General features: G+C 42.1%; 21 protein-coding genes and 1 other annotated feature. Of the genes, 20 read left to right on the forward strand and 1 reads right to left on the reverse strand.

The window, feature by feature from the left end:
* The first annotated feature begins 115 nt into the window (after positions 1–115).
* From trmFO to FQT28_RS03800, 7 genes are all read left to right on the forward strand, one after another.
* Positions 116–1,450 (forward strand): methylenetetrahydrofolate--tRNA-(uracil(54)-C(5))-methyltransferase (FADH(2)-oxidizing) TrmFO, encoded by a 1,335-nt coding sequence (gene trmFO, locus FQT28_RS03770; RefSeq protein WP_143989472.1) that lies wholly within the window; start codon positions 116–118, stop codon positions 1,448–1,450.
* A gap of 83 nt (positions 1,451–1,533) precedes the next feature.
* Positions 1,534–2,271: a UMP kinase gene (gene pyrH, locus FQT28_RS03775; RefSeq protein ID WP_132973143.1), complete on the forward strand. Its 738-nt coding sequence runs from the start codon at positions 1,534–1,536 to the stop codon at positions 2,269–2,271.
* Between the two features lie 7 nt (positions 2,272–2,278).
* Positions 2,279–2,836 carry a ribosome recycling factor gene (frr, locus tag FQT28_RS03780; protein ID WP_001262236.1) on the forward strand — a complete coding sequence of 186 codons (558 nt, stop codon included), beginning with the start codon at positions 2,279–2,281 and terminating at the stop codon, positions 2,834–2,836.
* 59 nt (positions 2,837–2,895) lie between these two features.
* Positions 2,896–3,750 (forward strand): RNA-binding virulence regulatory protein CvfB, encoded by an 855-nt coding sequence (gene cvfB, locus FQT28_RS03785; protein ID WP_001095457.1) that lies wholly within the window; start codon positions 2,896–2,898, stop codon positions 3,748–3,750.
* 11 nt (positions 3,751–3,761) lie between these two features.
* Positions 3,762–4,367, forward strand: a complete 606-nt coding sequence (locus tag FQT28_RS03790; protein ID WP_143989473.1) for a GrpB family protein — start codon at positions 3,762–3,764, stop codon at positions 4,365–4,367.
* Positions 4,364–4,579: a YozE family protein gene (locus FQT28_RS03795; RefSeq protein ID WP_143989474.1), complete on the forward strand. Its 216-nt coding sequence runs from the start codon at positions 4,364–4,366 to the stop codon at positions 4,577–4,579. The genes FQT28_RS03790 and FQT28_RS03795 overlap by 4 nt, the downstream gene beginning before the upstream one ends.
* Positions 4,580–4,659: 80 nt before the next feature.
* Entirely contained in the window at positions 4,660–5,646 is a 987-nt protein-coding gene (locus tag FQT28_RS03800; RefSeq protein WP_084976342.1) for a PhoH family protein, read from the forward strand.
* A gap of 50 nt (positions 5,647–5,696) precedes the next feature.
* On the opposite strand, the gene ald is transcribed toward FQT28_RS03800, so the two are convergent.
* The gene (gene ald, locus FQT28_RS03805; protein ID WP_143989475.1) at positions 5,697–6,809 is read right to left on the reverse strand and encodes an alanine dehydrogenase; all 1,113 of its coding nucleotides are present in this window, start codon (positions 6,807–6,809) and stop codon (positions 5,697–5,699) included.
* A 176-nt stretch (positions 6,810–6,985) separates the two neighbouring features.
* On the opposite strand from ald, the gene FQT28_RS03810 reads away from it, so the two are divergent.
* From FQT28_RS03810 to FQT28_RS03870, 13 genes are all read left to right on the forward strand, one after another.
* On the forward strand, positions 6,986–7,555 hold the full coding sequence (locus FQT28_RS03810; RefSeq protein WP_143989476.1) for a GNAT family N-acetyltransferase: 570 nt from the start codon (positions 6,986–6,988) through the stop codon (positions 7,553–7,555).
* A gap of 66 nt (positions 7,556–7,621) precedes the next feature.
* The gene (locus FQT28_RS03815; protein WP_143989477.1) at positions 7,622–8,272 is read left to right on the forward strand and encodes a helix-hairpin-helix domain-containing protein; all 651 of its coding nucleotides are present in this window, start codon (positions 7,622–7,624) and stop codon (positions 8,270–8,272) included.
* Positions 8,256–10,496, forward strand: a complete 2,241-nt coding sequence (locus tag FQT28_RS03820; protein WP_143989478.1) for a DNA internalization-related competence protein ComEC/Rec2 — start codon at positions 8,256–8,258, stop codon at positions 10,494–10,496. Before FQT28_RS03815 ends, FQT28_RS03820 begins: the two co-directional genes overlap by 17 nt.
* Before the next feature lie 146 nt (positions 10,497–10,642).
* On the forward strand, positions 10,643–10,870 hold the full coding sequence (locus FQT28_RS10080) for a hypothetical protein (protein WP_143989479.1): 228 nt from the start codon (positions 10,643–10,645) through the stop codon (positions 10,868–10,870).
* 32 nt (positions 10,871–10,902) lie between these two features.
* Positions 10,903–11,496: an ABC transporter ATP-binding protein gene (locus FQT28_RS03830; RefSeq protein WP_143989480.1), complete on the forward strand. Its 594-nt coding sequence runs from the start codon at positions 10,903–10,905 to the stop codon at positions 11,494–11,496.
* The gene (locus tag FQT28_RS03835) at positions 11,493–12,677 is read left to right on the forward strand and encodes a membrane protein (protein ID WP_045616948.1); all 1,185 of its coding nucleotides are present in this window, start codon (positions 11,493–11,495) and stop codon (positions 12,675–12,677) included. Before FQT28_RS03830 ends, FQT28_RS03835 begins: the two co-directional genes overlap by 4 nt.
* Positions 12,678–12,844: 167 nt before the next feature.
* Positions 12,845–12,976, forward strand: a sequence feature (ribosomal protein L20 leader region).
* Between the two features lie 15 nt (positions 12,977–12,991).
* The gene (gene infC, locus FQT28_RS03840; RefSeq protein WP_007521573.1) at positions 12,992–13,522 is read left to right on the forward strand and encodes a translation initiation factor IF-3; all 531 of its coding nucleotides are present in this window, start codon (positions 12,992–12,994) and stop codon (positions 13,520–13,522) included.
* Positions 13,523–13,554: 32 nt separating this feature from the next.
* Positions 13,555–13,755, forward strand: a complete 201-nt coding sequence (rpmI, locus tag FQT28_RS03845) for a 50S ribosomal protein L35 (protein ID WP_001125942.1) — start codon at positions 13,555–13,557, stop codon at positions 13,753–13,755.
* 51 nt (positions 13,756–13,806) lie between these two features.
* Positions 13,807–14,166 (forward strand): 50S ribosomal protein L20, encoded by a 360-nt coding sequence (rplT, locus tag FQT28_RS03850; protein ID WP_000124834.1) that lies wholly within the window; start codon positions 13,807–13,809, stop codon positions 14,164–14,166.
* Between the two features lie 58 nt (positions 14,167–14,224).
* Complete coding sequence (gene gloA / locus FQT28_RS03855) at positions 14,225–14,605, forward strand: lactoylglutathione lyase (RefSeq protein WP_000157143.1); 381 nt, start codon at positions 14,225–14,227, stop codon at positions 14,603–14,605.
* A gap of 246 nt (positions 14,606–14,851) precedes the next feature.
* The gene (locus FQT28_RS03860; protein WP_125425807.1) at positions 14,852–15,652 is read left to right on the forward strand and encodes a dihydroorotate dehydrogenase electron transfer subunit; all 801 of its coding nucleotides are present in this window, start codon (positions 14,852–14,854) and stop codon (positions 15,650–15,652) included.
* Positions 15,615–16,601 carry a dihydroorotate dehydrogenase gene (locus FQT28_RS03865; protein WP_185755585.1) on the forward strand — a complete coding sequence of 329 codons (987 nt, stop codon included), beginning with the start codon at positions 15,615–15,617 and terminating at the stop codon, positions 16,599–16,601. Before FQT28_RS03860 ends, FQT28_RS03865 begins: the two co-directional genes overlap by 38 nt.
* A 131-nt stretch (positions 16,602–16,732) precedes the next feature.
* Positions 16,733–18,742: a glucosaminidase domain-containing protein gene (locus FQT28_RS03870; RefSeq protein ID WP_143989481.1), complete on the forward strand. Its 2,010-nt coding sequence runs from the start codon at positions 16,733–16,735 to the stop codon at positions 18,740–18,742.
* The last annotated feature ends 62 nt before the right edge of the window (positions 18,743–18,804 follow it).

Raw genomic sequence — 18,804 nt, forward strand, 5'->3', positions numbered from 1 at the left:
ACTAGTAAGAGTGATTATCTATAGAAAGCTTATGGGAGGCTGTTACTAATAGCTAAGAAAAGGAGGAGCGAATTGTTCTCTTCGGATTTTACTCTCATAATGGTAAAAAAGTCTTATGTCTCAATCTTATATCAATGTTATCGGTGCAGGTTTAGCGGGGTCTGAAGCTGCCTACCAAATTGCAGAACGTGGTATTCCAGTTAAACTCTATGAAATGCGTGGTGTCAAGTCAACACCCCAGCACAAAACAGACAATTTTGCAGAGTTGGTTTGTTCCAATTCTCTTCGTGGAGATGCTCTAACCAATGCTGTTGGGCTTCTCAAGGAAGAAATGCGTCGCTTGGGTTCGGTCATCTTGGAATCTGCTGAGGCTACTCGTGTTCCTGCAGGAGGAGCTCTTGCAGTGGATCGTGACGGTTTCTCTCAAATGGTGACCGAGAAAGTAGCCAACCATCCCTTGATTGAGGTGGTGCGTGATGAAATTACAGAATTACCGACAGATGTTATTACGGTTGTCGCTACTGGTCCTTTGACCAGCGACGCCCTAGCTGAAAAGATTCATGCCCTTAATGATGGGGATGGATTCTATTTCTACGATGCGGCGGCGCCGATTATCGATGTCAATACCATCGATATGAGCAAGGTCTATCTCAAGTCTCGTTATGACAAGGGAGAAGCAGCCTACCTCAATGCCCCTATGACCAAGCAAGAATTTATGGATTTCCATGAAGCATTGGTCAATGCGGAAGAAGCCCCGCTCAATTCGTTTGAAAAAGAAAAGTACTTTGAAGGTTGTATGCCTATCGAAGTCATGGCTAAGCGTGGCATTAAAACCATGCTTTATGGTCCGATGAAACCAGTCGGTTTAGAGTATCCAGACGATTATACAGGCCCTCGTGACGGGGAGTTCAAAACACCGTATGCAGTTGTCCAGCTTCGTCAGGACAATGCGGCTGGTAGCCTCTACAATATCGTTGGTTTCCAAACCCACCTCAAATGGGGGGAGCAAAAGCGTGTTTTCCAAATGATTCCAGGTCTTGAAAATGCTGAGTTTGTCCGTTATGGGGTCATGCACCGCAATTCTTACATGGATTCACCAAATCTTCTTGAACAGACTTACCGTTCTAAGAAACAACCCAACCTCTTCTTTGCTGGTCAAATGACGGGTGTGGAAGGCTATGTTGAGTCAGCAGCCTCAGGCTTGGTTGCAGGTATTAACGCGGCTCGACTCTTCAAGGGTGAAAGTGAAGCTATCTTCCCAGAGACCACAGCGATCGGAAGTCTAGCTCATTACATCACTCACGCTGATAGCAAACATTTCCAACCCATGAATGTCAACTTTGGGATTATCAAGGAGTTGAAAGGCGAGCGTATCCGTGATAAGAAGGCTCGTTATGAAAAAATTGCAGAGCGTGCTCTTACCGACTTAGAGGAATTTTTAACGGTTTAATTTTTTTCAAAGAATTGCTCATGATACTATAAAAATCTTAGAAATTGTGATAAAATAGGTAGGATAAAAAAAGGAGAGTAAAAATGGCGAATCCCAAGTATAAACGTATTTTAATCAAGTTATCAGGTGAAGCCCTTGCCGGTGAACGTGGCGTAGGGATTGATATCCAGACAGTTCAAACAATCGCAAAAGAGATTCAAGAAGTTCATAGCTTAGGTATCGAAATTGCCCTTGTTATTGGTGGAGGAAATCTCTGGCGCGGAGAACCTGCTGCAGAAGCAGGAATGGACCGCGTTCAGGCTGATTACACTGGAATGCTTGGGACTGTGATGAATGCTCTTGTGATGGCAGATTCATTGCAGCAAGTTGGCGTCGATACACGTGTGCAAACAGCTATTTCTATGCAACAAGTGGCTGAGCCTTACGTACGTGGACGTGCTCTTCGCCACCTTGAAAAAGGCCGTATCGTTATCTTTGGTGCTGGAATTGGTTCACCTTACTTCTCAACAGATACAACAGCAGCTCTTCGTGCGGCTGAAATCGAAGCGGATGCCATTCTTATGGCTAAAAATGGTGTCGATGGTGTTTATAATGCCGATCCTAAGAAAGACAAAACAGCCGTTAAGTTTGAAGAATTGACCCACCGTGACGTTATCAACAAAGGTCTTCGTATCATGGACTCAACAGCTTCAACCCTCTCAATGGACAACGACATTGACTTGGTGGTCTTTAACATGAACCAACCAGGCAACATCAAACGTGTCGTATTTGGTGAAAATATCGGAACAACAGTTTCAAACAATATCGAAGAAAAGGAATAAGAAAATTATGGCTAACGCAATTGTAGAAAAAGCTAAAGAGAGAATGACCCAGTCTCACCAATCACTTGCTCGTGAATTTGGTGGTATCCGTGCCGGTCGTGCCAACGCAAGCTTGCTAGACCGTATCCACGTAGAATATTATGGAGTCGAAACTCCCCTTAATCAAATTGCTTCTATCACTATTCCAGAAGCGCGTGTCTTGTTGGTAACACCATTTGACAAGTCTTCATTGAAAGACATCGAACGTGCCTTGAACGCTTCTGATCTAGGTATCACACCAGCTAATGACGGTTCTGTGATTCGCTTGGTTATCCCAGCTCTTACAGAAGAAACTCGTCGTGACCTTGCCAAAGAAGTGAAGAAGGTCGGTGAGAATGCTAAAGTGGCTGTCCGTAACATCCGCCGCGACGCTATGGACGAAGCTAAAAAACAAGAAAAAGCAAAAGAAATCACTGAAGACGAATTGAAGACTCTTGAAAAAGATATTCAAAAAGTAACAGACGATGCTGTGAAACACATTGACGACATGACTGCCAACAAAGAAAAAGAACTTTTGGAAGTCTAAAATTAAACAGAAAAACTCAGTTGGCATTGCTGGCTGAGTTTTATTCGAAAGAAGGAAATATGAATACAAATCTTGCAAGTTTTATCGTTGGACTCATCATCGATGAAAATGACCGTTTTTACTTTGTGCAAAAGGATGGTCAGACCTATGCTCTTGCCAAGGAAGAAGGTCAACACACAGTAGGTGATACGGTCAAAGGTTTTGCCTATACCGATATGAAGCAAAAACTCCGCTTGACCACTCTAGAAGTGACTGCCACTCAGGACCAATTTGGCTGGGGAACCGTAACAGAAGTTCGTAAGGACTTGGGTGTCTTTGTCGATACCGGTCTACCTGATAAGGAAATCGTTGTGTCACTCGATATCCTCCCTGAGCTCAAGGAACTCTGGCCTAAGAAGGGGGATAAACTCTACATCCGTCTTGAAGTGGACAAGAAAGACCGAATCTGGGGACTCTTGGCTTATCAGGAAGACTTCCAACGTCTGGCTCGTCCTGCCTACAACAACATGCAGAACCAAAACTGGCCAGCCATTGTTTACCGTCTCAAGCTGTCAGGGACCTTTGTCTATCTGCCAGAGAATAACATGCTTGGTTTCATTCACCCAAGTGAGCGCTACGCAGAGCCACGTTTGGGGCAAGTGTTAGATGCGCGGGTCATCGGTTTCCGTGAAGTGGATCGTACCTTGAACCTCTCCCTCAAACCACGTTCTTTTGAAATGTTGGAAAATGATGCTCAGATGATTTTGACATACTTGGAAAGCAATGGCGGTTTCATGACCTTAAATGACAAGTCATCTCCTGAGGATATCAAGGCAACCTTTGGCATTTCTAAAGGTCAGTTCAAGAAAGCACTTGGTGGCTTGATGAAGGCTGGTAAAATCAAGCAAGACCAGTTTGGTACAGAGTTGATTTAAGTTTTCTAGACATGATAAAGAAACTTGAAGAAATGAGTTTAGAGGAACTCTGGCAACTTTTTCCTATTTTTCTAGTAGAGCACAAATCAGAGTGGAAAGACTGGTATGAATCGGAAAAAGCAAATCTGAAAAAAATATTGGGTGCAAATGTTATTAAAAGAATAGAACATATCGGTAGCACTGCTATCCCTAATATTTGGGCCAAGAATATCGTTGATATTCTATTAGAAGTAGGTAGAATAGAGGATTTAGCAAGAGTTAGGGATTTATTGGTGAAGAATGGGTGGCTAGTGATGTCGGAAGGTCCTAACAGGATTTCGCTAAATAAAGGATATACAGAGCAGGGATTTGCTGAGAAAGTTTTTCATCTACATTTGCGAATGACAGGAGATCATGACGAGATTTATTTTAGAGATTATCTCTGCCAGCATCCAGATATTGCCCAAGCGTATCAGGGATTAAAACTAAGTTTGTGGAAAAAATTTGAACACAATCGAGACGCCTATACAGATGCGAAAACGGATTTTATAAACCACTACGTTTCAGAGGCTAAGTCCAGTAATTTTCAAGAATCAGAAAAGTGTCATCAAAAAACTCTTGATAGGAGAAAGAATTGAGAAAATCATTTTACACTTGGCTCATGACCGAGCGCAATCCTAAAAGTAACAGTCCCAAAGCCATCTTGGCAGACCTCGCTTTTGAGGAGTCAGCTTTTCCAAAACACACGGATGATTTTGATGAGGTGAGTCGCTTTTTGGAGGAGCATGCCAGCTTCTCTTTTAACCTAGGAGACTTTGACACCATCTGGCAAGAATACTTAGAACACTAGAGACAATGAGATGAGGCTAGTATTTTATTGTTCTCTTTGCTATAATAAAAAGAAATAAACGGATTAGAGAGGTTCTTTATTTGAAGGAACATTCAATAGACATTCAACTGAGTCATCCAGATGACTTGTTCCATCTTTTTGGTTCCAATGAACGCCATCTTCGTTTGATGGAAGAAGAGCTCGATGTGGTGATTCATGCCCGTACGGAGATTGTCCAGGTTTTGGGAGAAGAGACTGCCTGTGAGGAAGCCCGTCAGGTTATCCAAGCCTTGATGGTTTTGGTGAATCGAGGAATGACGGTTGGCACGCCAGATGTAGTGACTGCGATTAGCATGGTCAAAAACGATGAAATCGACAAGTTTGTCGCCCTTTACGAAGAAGAAATCATCAAGGATAATACTGGGAAGCCTATCCGTGTCAAAACCTTGGGTCAAAAACTTTATGTGGACAGTGTCAAACAGCATGATGTGACCTTTGGAATCGGACCTGCAGGGACAGGGAAGACCTTTCTTGCAGTGACCTTGGCAGTGACAGCCCTTAAACGTGGTCAGGTCAAGAGGATTATCCTAACTCGACCAGCAGTTGAAGCAGGAGAAAGTCTAGGATTTCTTCCGGGTGATCTCAAGGAGAAGGTGGATCCTTACCTTCGACCAGTTTACGATGCCTTGTATCAGATTCTCGGAAAAGACCAAACGACCCGTCTCATGGAGCGAGAAATTATCGAAATTGCGCCCCTTGCCTACATGCGTGGTCGGACCTTGGATGATGCATTTGTCATTCTCGATGAAGCGCAAAATACGACCATCATGCAGATGAAGATGTTCCTGACGCGTTTAGGCTTTAATTCTAAGATGATTGTCAATGGGGATATCAGTCAGATTGACCTGCCGCGAAATGTCAAGTCCGGTTTGATTGATGCCCAAGAAAAACTAAAGAACATTCACCAAATCGACTTTGTTCATTTTTCAGCTAAGGATGTGGTTCGCCATCCAGTTGTCGCTCAGATTATCCGGGCCTATGAACCAGCTCCAGTTAAGGTTGAAGAAAAGAACCAAGAAATAGAATAGCAAAAAAGAGCAGTTCAGATGAAGCTGCTCTTTGTATTGTCTAGCTATCATTAAACCAGTTCGTCGATAGAAGTGTGATCCTTATCTAGGCCTTGGGCCACTGGAAGACTAGTCAAGTAGCCTTGATAAGTTGTAACGCCTTCACGCAAACCTTGGTCTTCAGTGACTGCTTTTTGGAATCCCTTGTCAGCTAAAGCTTCGATATAAGGAAGAGTGACATTGGTTAGGGCGATAGTTGAAGTACGGGCGACCGCACCAGGGATATTGGCAACGGCATAGTGGAGAACACCGTGTTTCTCATAGACAGGCTCATCGTGCGTTGTCACACGGTCAGCTGTCTCGATAACACCACCTTGGTCAACGGCAACATCAACGATGACAGAGCCTGGACGCATTTGTTTGACCATCTCTTCTGTCACCAATTTCGGTGCTTTAGCACCAGGAATGAGAACTGCACCAATCACCACATCAGCATCTCTCACACTTGCTTCAATGTTGAAAGAATTTGACATAAGAGTTTGGATTTGGTTACCAAAGACTTCCTCTAGCACTGAGAGACGTTTCGCACTGATATCTAAAATAGTCACTTGAGCACCAAGTCCAAGGGCGATGCGGGCAGCATGTGTCCCGACAACACCGCCACCGATGATGGTTACTTTTCCTTTTGGAACACCCGGTACACCACCGAGTAGGACACCAGAGCCGCCAGCTTGTTTGGTAAGGAAGTGAGCACCGATTTGAACTGCCATACGACCGGCAACCTCACTCATTGGAACGAGGAGTGGTAGGTGACCTAGGGAGTCACGGACAGTCTCATAGGCAATTCCTGTTGTTTTTGCTGCTAACATAGCATCTGCTAATTCTGGAGCAGCGGCCATGTGCAAGTAGGTGAAGAGGAGAAGATCATCGCGCAAATAACCATATTCAGAAGCTAGTGGTTCTTTTACTTTTACGACCAACTCGGCAGCCCAGGATTCAGTAGCAGTAGCGACAATCTCAGCTCCTTGCTTTTGATAGTCCGAATCAGTAAATCCTGAACCGAGACCAGCATTTGTTTCGATGAGGACACGATGTCCACGGCTGACTAAACTATGGACGCCAGCAGGAGTTAGGGCAACGCGGTTTTCGTTATTTTTAATTTCTTTTGGGATTCCGATTAACATAGAGATAACCTACCTTTCAATTGACGGGATTGTTTTAGTTGTCACATTTTAGTTCATAAATCAAAAATGAGATGGTTTTATTGTATATGAAACCGCTTCAAAAATCAAGAAAAACTTGTCATCCAAATTTATTTATGCTAGACTAGTGAGAATCAAGCTCTAATGGAGGGAAAAGTATGGAATCATTATTTGTGAAATTTGCCCAGTATCCATCTATAGAAACGGAGCGTTTGTTGCTCCGACCTGTAACCTTGGACGATGCAGAAGCTATGTTTGAGTATGCCTCAGACAGAGAAAATACACGCTACACTTTTCCAACAAATCAAAGCTTAGAAGAAACCAAGAACAACATCGCTCAGTTTTATTTGGCTAATCCCTTGGGACGGTGGGGAATCGAACTAAAAAGCACTGGTCAGTTTATCGGAACCATTGACTTGCACAAGATCGACACCGTCCTTAAAAAGGCAGCTATCGGTTACATTATCAACCAAAAGTATTGGAACCAAGGATTGACGACAGAAGCCAATCGGGCCGTGATTGAGCTGGCTTTTGAGAAGATTGGAATGAATAAGTTGACCGCCCTTCACGATAAGGACAATCCTGCATCTGGAAGAGTCATGCAGAAATCAGGCATGCGCTTTTCCCATGCAGAACTATATGCTTGTATGGATCAACATGAAAAAGGTCGAATCGTTACAAGAGTTCATTATGTCTTGACCAAGGAAGACTATTTTGCAAATAAATAAGCAGTTGAAAAGAAATTTTCGACTGTTTTTTCTTCCTCTTACGAATAATCTAAGAGAGGAGAAAATATGGAAGCAATTATCGAGAAAATCAAAGAGTATAAAATCATTGTCATCTGTGCAGGTCTGGGCTTGCTTGTAGGCGGATTTTTCCTACTAAAACCAACGTCACAAACACCTGTCAAGGAAACGAATTTGCAGGCTGAAGTTGCAGCTGTTTCAAAGGATTCATCTACCGAAAAAGAAGTGAAAAAGGAGGAAAAGGAAGAGCCTCTGGAACAAGATCAGATCACAGTGGATGTAAAAGGTGCTGTCAAATCGCCAGGGATTTATGATTTGCCAGTAGGGAGTCGAGTCCATGATGCCGTTCAAAAGGCAGGTGGCTTGACAGAGGAAGCGGACAGCAAGTCGCTCAATCTAGCTCAGAAAGTTAGTGACGAGGCTCTGGTCTACGTCCCGAGTAAGGGAGAAGAAGCAGCTGGTCAGCAGGCAACCTCTGGAACGACTCCTTCGACAAGTAAGGATAAGAAGGTCAACCTCAATAAAGCTAGTCTGGAAGAACTCAAGCAGGTCAAAGGCTTGGGAGGAAAACGAGCTCAGGACATTATCGACCATCGTGAGGCAAATGGTAAATTCAAGTCGGTAGATGAGCTCAAGAAAGTCTCTGGCATTGGCGCTAAGACCATAGAAAAGCTAAAAGATTATGTCACAGTGGATTAAGAATTTCCCTATCCCCCTAATCTATCTGACTTTTCTGTTGCTTTGGCTTTACTATTCTATTTTCTCAGCATCCTATCTCGCACTGCTAGGTTTTGTTTTTTTGCTCGTCTGCCTCTTTTTCCAATTTCCTTGGAAATCGGCTGGTAAAGTTTTAGCGATTTGTGGCTTCTTTGGCTTCTGGTTTCTGTTTCAAACTTGGCAACAGACACAAGCGAGTCAAGACTTGGTTGGCTATGTTGAAAAGGTGAGGATTTTACCAGATACCATCAAAGTCAATGGGGATAGTCTATCATTTCGTGGCAAGGCTGACGGCCGTACCTTCCAAGTTTACTATAAACTTCAGTCCGAAGAAGAGAAAGAGCAATTTCAAGCCTTAACAGCCCTTCATGACTTGGAACTAGAAGGGAAGCTTTCGGAGCCAGAAGGACAGAGAAATTTTGGTGGATTTGACTACCAAGCCTATCTGAAAACTCAAGGGATTTACCAGACACTGACTATCAAGAGCATCCAGTCACTTAATCAGGTTAGCAGTTGGGATATAGGAGAAAATCTGTCCAGTTTACGTCGAAAGGCTGTAGTTTGGATCAAGACGCACTTTCCAGACCCTATGCGCAACTACATGACGGGGCTCTTGCTGGGACATTTGGACACGGACTTTGAGGAGATGAATGAGCTCTATTCTAGTCTAGGAATTATTCACCTTTTTGCCTTGTCGGGTATGCAGGTGGGATTCTTTATGAATGCCTTTAAGAAACTTCTCTTGCGATTGGGCTTGACCCAAGAAAAGTTGAAGTGGCTGACCTATCCTTTTTCCCTTATCTATGCAGGTCTGACAGGGTTTTCAGCTTCAGTCATTCGCAGTCTCTTGCAAAAGTTACTAGCCCAACATGGTGTTAAGGGCTTGGATAATTTTGCCTTAACAGTCCTTGTCCTCTTTATCATCATGCCCAACTTTTTCTTGACAGCAGGAGGGGTCTTGTCCTGTGCCTACGCCTTTATCTTGACCATGACAAGTAAAGAAGGGGAGGGGCTTAAGGCTGTGGCCAGAGAAAGTATAGTCATTTCCTTGGGAATATTGCCCATTCTATCCTTCTATTTTGCAGAATTTCAGCCGTGGTCCATCCTCTTGACCTTTGTCTTTTCCTTTCTTTTTGACTTGGTTTTCTTACCGCTTTTGTCTATCTTATTCATTCTGTCTTTTGTTTACCCAGTCACTCAGTTTAACCTTGTCTTTGAGTGGTTGGAGGACATCATTCGCTTGGTATCGCAGCTGGCAAGTAGGCCCTTGGTCTTTGGACAACCAAATGCATGGCTTTTGATTCTTCTCTTAGTTTCATTGGCCTTGGTCTATGATTTTAGGAAAAACATCAAAAGGGTAGCAGGATTCAGTCTCTTTATTGTAGGGCTCTTTTTCTTAACCAAACACCCGCTGGAAAATGAAATCACCATGCTGGATGTGGGGCAGGGGGAAAGTATTTTCCTACGGGATTTAACTGGGAAAACCATTCTCATAGATGTGGGAGGAAAGGCAGAATCTAGTAAGAAAATAGAAAGATGGCAAGAAAAGACGACGACCAGCAATGCCCAGAGAACCTTGATTCCCTATCTTAAAAGTCGCGGAGTAGCCAAGATTGACCAGCTGATTTTGACTAACACAGAGAAGGAGCATGTTGGAGATTTGTTGGAGGTGACCAAGTCATTCCATGTAGGGGAAATTTTAGTATCAAAAGGAAGTCTGAAACAGAAGGAATTTGTGGCAGAACTACAGGCGACTCAAACCAAGGTGCGTAGTGTGACAATGGGAGAGAGGTTGACAATTTTTGGAAGTCAGTTAGAAGTCCTATCTCCAAGGAAAATTGGAGATGGAGGTCATGAAGATTCCCTAGTTTTGTATGGAAAACTCTTGGATAAAAACTTTCTTTTCACTGGAAATTTGGAGGAGAAAGGAGAGAAGGAATTGCTGAGGCAATATCCTGACCTAGAAGCGGATGTTTTGAAAGCTAGCCAACATGGCTCTAAAAAATCATCAAGTTCAGACCTTCTAGAAAAACTCAAACCAGAGTTTACTCTCATCTCAGTTGGAAAGAACAATCGAACGAAACTCCCCCATCAGGAAACCCTGACCCGACTAGAAACCATCAAGAGTAAGATTTACCGAACTGACCAGAACGGAGCTATTCGCTTTAAAGGATGGAATAGTTGGCAAATCGAAAGCGTTCGTTAGGAAGAAAATGTTATATATTAGTGAAATAAACTAAAAATCTGTTGCATAATACTGAGAAAAACGATATAATGAAAGTGTTTCCAATAGTAAAGATATAAATGCAATGAAAACATGAAAAATCAGCAAGAGTCGTTTTATTAGCTAGTTTGTTATTTGTTGCTCTTTTTCAGTCCAGTGTATCTGCTAAGACCGTTCTTAAAAATTATCGGTATGATTGGAATTTCTACTATAAGTCTAGAATGAATTACCATGCATATAGATATAAGGTCATTCCGGAATGGTCTAGTTATTATAGCTATTCTGAGTATAAAGTTGGTGGAAGCTGGAACTACGATCGTTATGAGGTCATAAACTTCTACAGCGGAGGTTATTAATCCTTAAAGAGTGAGAAAAAGGAGGGCTGGATATGTTAAATCTTACTCATGTTACCTTAAAAACGCGACAAGTCATCTTGCAAGATGCGGATTTCACCTTTAAAAAAGGTAGGATTTATGGCCTTCTTGCTATCAATGGCTCGGGAAAGACGACACTGTTCCGAGCTATTAGCAAGCTGCTTCCCCTTAGTAGTGGACATATCGCAGCCTCTCCTTCTTTGTTTTATTATGAGAGTGTTGAATGGCTGGATGGAAACTTAAGTGGGATGGACTACCTTCGTCTCATAAAGAACATCTGGAAGTCAGGCCTGAACTTGAGTGATGAAATCGCCTATTGGGAAATGTCTGACTATATCAGCCTTCCCATCCGTAAGTATTCCTTAGGCATGAAGCAACGCTTGGTGATTGCCATGTATTTCCTCAGTCAGGCGAAATGCTGGCTCATGGATGAGGTAACAAATGGTTTAGACGAGTATTATCGACAGAAGTTTTTTGATAGATTGGCACAAATCAATAGGCAAGAACAGCTGGTTCTTTTGAGTTCTCACTACAAAGAGGAGTTAGTGGAGATTTGCGATAGCATGGTAACCATTCGTCAGGGTCAGATAGAAGAGGTTCCGTTATGAAAGATATTAGCCTATTTTTGTTAAAGAAAGTTTTCAAAAGTCGCTTAAACTGGATTATCTTAGTTTTATTTGTTTCAGCTCTTGGTATTACCTTTTATTTCAATAGTCGGACTGCAAACTCAGTCAGCTTGGAGACTAGGTTGGAAACTCATCTTGTAGCCAACGAGAGAGCTATCAATGAAAATGAAGAGAAGCTCTCCCAAATGTCTGACACCAGCTCGGAGGAATACCAGTTTGCTAAAGAAAATTTAGACTTGCAAAAAAATCTTTTGACGCAAAAGAAAGAAATTCTGACTCTATTAAAAGAAGGACGCTGGAAAGAAGCCTATTATTTGCAGTGGCAAGCTGAAGAAAAGAGTTATGAAATTGTATCAAAGGAACCGACTTCTAGCTCTGACTTAAAAATGGCGGTTGACCGCGAACGAAAGATTTACCAGGCCTTGTATCCCTTGAATATAAAGGCACACAGTTTAGATTATCCGACACATGGGATTGATCAGATTGTCTGGATTTTAGAGGCTATCATTCCAAGCTTGTTTGTGATTGCTATTATTTTCATGCTAACACAATTGTTCGCAGAAAGATATCAAAATAATCTGGATACAGCTCAGTTATATCCTTTTTCAAAAGTGACATTTGCCATGTCCTCTCTTGGAGTTGGGATGAGCTATGTAACCGTGCTGTTTATCGGAATCTGTGGATTTTCTTTTTTAGCGGGAAGTCTGATAAGTGGTTTTGGACAGTTAGATTATCCCTACCCAATCTATAGCTTAACGAATCAAGAGGTAACTATTGGAAAAATACAAGATGTGTTATTTCCTAGCTTGCTCTTAGCTTTCTTAGCCTTTATCGTCATTGTGGAAGTCGTCTACTTGATTGCTTACTTTTTCAAGCAAAAAATGCCTGTCCTCTTTCTTTCTCTCATTGGGATTGTTGGCTTATTGTTTGGTATCCAAACGATCCAGCCTCTTCAGAGTATTGCACATCTGATTCCCTTTACTTACTTGCGTTCAGTAGAGATTTTATCTGGAAGATTACCTAAGCAGATTGATAATGTAGATCTAAATTGGAGCATGGGGATGGTCTTACTTCCTTGCCTGATTATCCTTTTGTTAGTGGGTATTCTATTTATCGAAAGATGGGGAAGTTCACGTAAAAAGGAAGATTTTAATAGGTCTTAGCATTCCTATAGGGAAGATGAGGAAAAAACTAACACAAGGAGGGAACCAAGTAGGTTCTCTCTTTTTGATGCGGACATCAAGAAGAATCAAGAATAAAACAGAAAGTTTTTCGAAAAAATGACTTTTTATCTTGACAAGGGATAGAAAACTTGGTATCATATAAAAGTTGAGAAAAGCAGAAGTGAGAGCTTCTCGCCTTGTGACATCAAGTTGCCTGGCCCTACGGATGAAAAGTTTCTAAGAAACGCTATCATAACGTGCGGGCTTGTATTATTACGAGTCCGCTCTTGTTTTTCTCTAATAATAAAAAAGAGGTGAAAACCATAGCAAAGCAAGACTTATTCATCAATGATGAAATTCGTGTACGTGAAGTTCGCTTGATCGGTCTTGAGGGAGAACAGCTAGGCATTAAGCCACTCAGCGAAGCGCAAGCATTGGCTGATAGTGCAAATGTTGACTTAGTATTGATTCAACCCCAAGCAAAACCGCCTGTTGCTAAAATTATGGACTACGGTAAGTTCAAATTTGAGTACCAGAAGAAACAAAAAGAGCAACGCAAAAAGCAAAGCGTTGTGACCGTGAAAGAAGTTCGTTTGAGCCCAGTTATCGATAAGGGTGATTTCGAAACGAAACTTCGCAATGCTCGCAAGTTCCTTGAAAAAGGGAACAAAGTTAAGGTATCCATTCGCTTTAAAGGGCGTATGATCACCCATAAAGAGATTGGTGCAAAAGTTTTAGCCGAGTTTGCTGAAGCAACACAAGATATTGCGATCATTGAACAACGAGCTAAGATGGATGGACGCCAAATGTTCATGCAGTTGGCGCCAGCAACTGACAAAAAATAATTGTCAGAAAGTTAAATAAAGGAGAAAAAATCATGCCAAAACAAAAAACACACCGCGCATCAGCTAAACGTTTCAAACGTACAGGTTCTGGTGGACTTAAACGTTTCCGTGCTTACACTTCTCACCGTTTCCACGGAAAAACTAAGAAACAACGTCGTCATCTTCGTAAAGCATCTATGGTGCATTCAGGAGATTTCAAACGTATCAAAGCAATGCTTACTCGCTTGAAATAATAGCCTAATAGTAAGTAAACAATTCTAGGAAATATTTGGAGGAAATAAAACATGGCACGTGTTAAAGGTGGCGTTGTATCACGCAAACGTCGTAAACGTATTCTTAAATTAGCAAAAGGTTACTATGGAGCTAAACACATCTTGTTCCGTACTGCAAAAGAACAAGTAATGAACTCTTACTACTATGCATACCGTGACCGTCGTCAGAAAAAACGTGACTTCCGCAAATTGTGGATCACTCGTATCAATGCGGCAGCTCGTATGAACGGACTTTCATACTCACAATTGATGCATGGTTTGAAATTGGCTGAAATCGAAGTTAACCGTAAAATGCTTGCTGACTTGGCTGTTAATGATGCAGCAGCTTTCACAGCTCTTGCAGATGCAGCTAAAGCAAAACTTGGTAAATAATTACTTTTAAGACTGGAACAGGATTGTCCCAGTCTTTTTAGAAATAAAGGAGAAAGCTATGGCTTCAAAAATGCTACACACTTGCTTGCGAGTAGAAAACCTTGAAAAATCAATCGCATTCTATCAAGATGCTTTTGGTTTTAAAGAATTGCGTCGCAAAGATTTCCCAGATTATGCCTTCACCATTGTCTATCTAGGACTTGAGGGTGATGACTACGAGTTGGAATTGACCTATAACTATGACCACGGTCCCTATGTGGTAGGTGATGGCTTTGCCCATATCGCCCTCAGTACACCTGACCTTGAGGCACTTCACCAAGAACATAGCGCGAAAGGCTATGAGGTTACAGAGCCAAAAGGCCTACCTGGAACCCCACCAAACTATTACTTTGTCAAGGATCCTGATGGCTACAAGGTCGAAGTCATTCGTGAAAAATAATCCAGTGAGGTCAAGTAGAATGTTCGTTTTCTACTTGACTTTTTTTCTTTGAAAGAGTATACTAATACAAATTTAACCTTTAAGGGGAGTCCAGAGAGACTCACAAGGTGTCAGATAAAAGGGATAGGGGACTCTCTGTGGAGACTTTTTAAGTGTGCGCATGAGTTCTAGCCTAACCTGACTGAGGCCTTGCATTAGCAAGGCCTTTTCTTTATCTGGTCCCCTTAAATTTAAGGAGGAAAAGTCATGAATCCCACATGTAAGAAGCGTATGGGTGCGATTCGTTTGGAAACCATGAAGGTGGTCGCACAAGAGGAAATTGCGCCAGCAATCTTTGAATTAGTCCTAGAAGGGGAGATGGTTGAAGCCATGCGATCAGGCCAATTCCTTCATCTGCGCGTGCCTGATGATGCCCATCTCTTGCGCCGTCCTATTTCAATTTCGTCTATTGACAAGGCAAACAAGCAGTGTCATCTTATTTATCGGATTGAAGGTGCTGGGACCGCTATTTTTTCAACCTTAAGTCAGGGAGATACTCTTGATGTGATGGGGCCTCAGGGAAATGGTTTTGACTTGTCTGACTTGGACGACCAGAGCCGAGTTCTCCTCGTTGGTGGTGGGATTGGTGTTCCACCCTTGCTCGAGGTAGCCAAGGAATTGCATGCGCGTGGAGTAAAAGTAGTGACTGTCCTCGGTTTTGCGACTAAGGATGCTGTTATTCTCGAAACCGAATTGTCCCAATATGGTCAGGTCTTTGTAACGACAGATGATGGTTCTTATGGTATCAAGGGAAATGTGTCAGTCGTCATCAATGAATTAGAAAAACAGTTTGACGCCGTCTACTCATGTGGGGCTCCAGGAATGATGAAGTACATCAATCAAAGGTTTTATGACCACCCAAGAGCCTATCTATCTCTAGAATCTCGTATGGCTTGCGGGATGGGGGCCTGCTATGCCTGCGTACTAAAAGTGCCAGATAGTGAGACAGTCAGTCAACGTGTCTGTGAAGATGGCCCTGTTTTCCGTACAGGAACAGTTGTGTTATAAGGAGAAAGTCATGACTACAAATCGCTTACAAGTTTCTCTACCGGGCTTGGACTTGAAAAATCCCATCATACCAGCATCAGGCTGTTTTGGTTTTGGTCAAGAGTATGTCAAGTACTATGATTTGGACCTTTTAGGCTCCATTATGATCAAGGCGACGACACTTGAACCCCGTTTTGGCAATCCAACTCCAAGGGTGGCAGAAACACCTGCTGGTATGCTCAATGCAATCGGCTTGCAAAATCCAGGTTTAGAAGTTGTTTTAGCTGAGAAATTGCCTTGGCTGGAAAGAGAGTATCCTACGCTTCCTATCATCGCAAATGTTGCAGGCTTTTCAAAACAAGAGTACGCTGCCGTTTCTCGAGGAATTTCCAAGGCGGCAAATGTAAAAGCTATCGAGCTCAATATCTCTTGTCCTAATGTGGATCACGGCAATCATGGGCTTTTGATTGGGCAAGATCCTGATCTAGCTTATGAAGTGGTAAAGGCAGCTGTGGAAGCCTCTGATGTACCAGTTTATGTTAAGTTAACCCCTAGTGTGACGGATGTTGTCACCATCGCAAAAGCTGCTGAAGATGCGGGAGCAAGTGGATTAACCATGATCAATACTCTAGTCGGTATGCGCTTTGATCTCAAAACTAGAAAACCAATCTTGGCCAATGGAACGGGTGGGATGTCAGGCCCAGCAGTTTTTCCGGTAGCCCTCAAACTCATTCGCCAAGTAGCTCAAACAACAGACCTGCCCATTATTGGAATGGGAGGAGTGGATTCGGCTGAAGCAGCGCTTGAAATGTATCTGGCTGGGGCATCTGCCATCGGAGTTGGAACAGCCAACTTTACCAATCCTTATGCTTGTCCTGATATCATCGAACATCTGCCAAAAGTCATGGACAAATATGGCATTAGCAGCTTGGAAGATCTCCGTCGAGAAGTTAAAGCCAGTCTGAGATAAACTAGGTCTTCCTTATTCTCAACAAGACATAGAATCTTCATCAATTTGTAATATTTCCGTTAGTCAACTATGTTACAATAGGTTTTATAAAATAGTAATAGTGTAGATCGTTTTCTACTGAGGAGAATAAAATGAAGAAGATACTACTTGCAAGTACTGTCGTTCTTTCTATGGCAGGATTTGCAAAGACATCTGTATATGCTGAAGAATCTCAGATTACGAAAAAAACTCAGACCACAGATGTAGTCGAGAAAAAAGAAGAAGCTGTTCCCAAGAAAGAAGTTCCTAAAGTCGAGGCGAAGAAAGAGCCAGCTGTAAAAGAGGAAAATCCTTCCAAAAAGGAAAAAAAGGAGGAAGTTATCAAGGAAGGTTGGCAGAAAGAACAAGGAAACTGGCGTTTTTATGAAAATAACCAGCCTGTCGTAAACTGGAAAAAAATTAGTGGCACTTGGTATTACTTTGATAAAAATGGCATTATGCTCAGTAATACCATAGTTGATGATTACCTTGTCAAAGGTAACGGTGCTATGGCAGAAAATGCTTGGGTGAAAATATCTGACAAGTGGTACTATGCCACAGCTTCAGGAAAGATTTCTCGCGACAAATGGGAAAAGATTGAAGGTGTCTGGTATTACTTTGATAAAGAAGGTGTCATGCTTAGTCGCACCATCTATAATGACTATCTCTTCCAAGGTAGTGGTGCCATGGCAGAAAATGATTGGGTAAAAATATCTGACAAGTGGTACTATGCAACAGCTTCAGGCAAGATTTCTCGCAATAAATGGGAAAAGATTGAAGGTGTCTGGTATTACTTTGATAAAGATGGTGTCATGCTTAGTCGCACCATCTATAATGACTATCTCTTCCAAGGTAATGGTGCCATGGCAGAAAATGATTGGGTGAAAATATCTGACAAGTGGTACTATGCTACAGCTTCGGGAAAAATTTCTCGTAATAAATGGGAAAAAATCAAAGGGGCATGGTACTATTTCAATAGCGATGGTGTGATGGCAAGTAGCCAGTGGAAAAGTGACTACTATCTGAAAGATAGTGGCGCTATGGCGGAAAAAGAGTGGATTTTTGATAAATCCTACAATAGCTGGTTTTACTTGAAGTCAGATGGGGCCTACGCTTCCCATGAATGGATTGGTTCATACTACCTTAAATCAGGTGGCTATATGGCCAAAAATGAATGGATTTTTGACAAAGATTACGATGCTTGGTACTATCTAAAAGATGATGGTCGATACGTAACAGGTACTTTTAAGATCAAAGGCAAAGAGTATTCCTTCCAGAATAATGGGAAGTGGATCTCAGAGGCAAAATATTACAAAGTGAAACCAATTACTGCTTATGTTTATAGCGCTTCTGGTGAAAGATTGAGTTATGTATCGCAAGGAACCATAGTTTCACTTGGGGATGCCCAATCTAAAAAAGATAGTCAAATACCAGTCAATATTTCTGGTTTATCCGGCTTCATGAATAAAAGTGATTTAGTAGCTATTGATAAAGATAGTGAATTTGTCCCTCATTATACAAGTGATGGCAAGTATTTTTACCATGAGTTATCACCTTATGTGAGTCTTCGTGTTGCGCCACATAGCTCAGCTATGACCATTGGTAAGAAATATTATTCAACTGATGGAATTCATTTTGATGGCTTTACCATTGAAAATCCTTTCCTCTTTAGAAATTTGACCAAGCCAAGTAATTACAGCGCAGCTGAATTGGATAAAATTTATTCTTTGATGAATATTCGGGATAGTCGCCTCGCTGGTAAGGGAGCTGTTTTTAAGGAAGCTGAGGAACGCTATGGTGTAAATGCTCTTTACTTAATGGCTCATAGTGCACTTGAGAGTGCTTGGGGACGGAGCCAGATTGCCAAGGATAAGAATAATTTCTTTGGAATTGCGGCTTATGATTCGAGCCCATATGCCTCAGCCAAAAAATTTGATGATGTGGATAAGGGGATCCTCGGCGCGGCTAAGTGGATTCGTGAGAACTATATTGACCGCGGAAGAGACCACCTTGGGAACAAAGCTTCTGGTATGAATGTACGCTATGCTTCTGACCCATACTGGGGAGAGAAAATTGCCAGTATCATGATGACTATCAATAGCAAACTTGGTGGAAGAGATTAAGGAAGAATAAAATCGGGAACCATGATAGATTGGTTCTCGGTTTTTTGTTATAATTAAATGAA

Source organism: Streptococcus oralis (assembly GCF_901543815.1).
GTDB lineage: Bacteria > Bacillota > Bacilli > Lactobacillales > Streptococcaceae > Streptococcus > Streptococcus oralis_CM.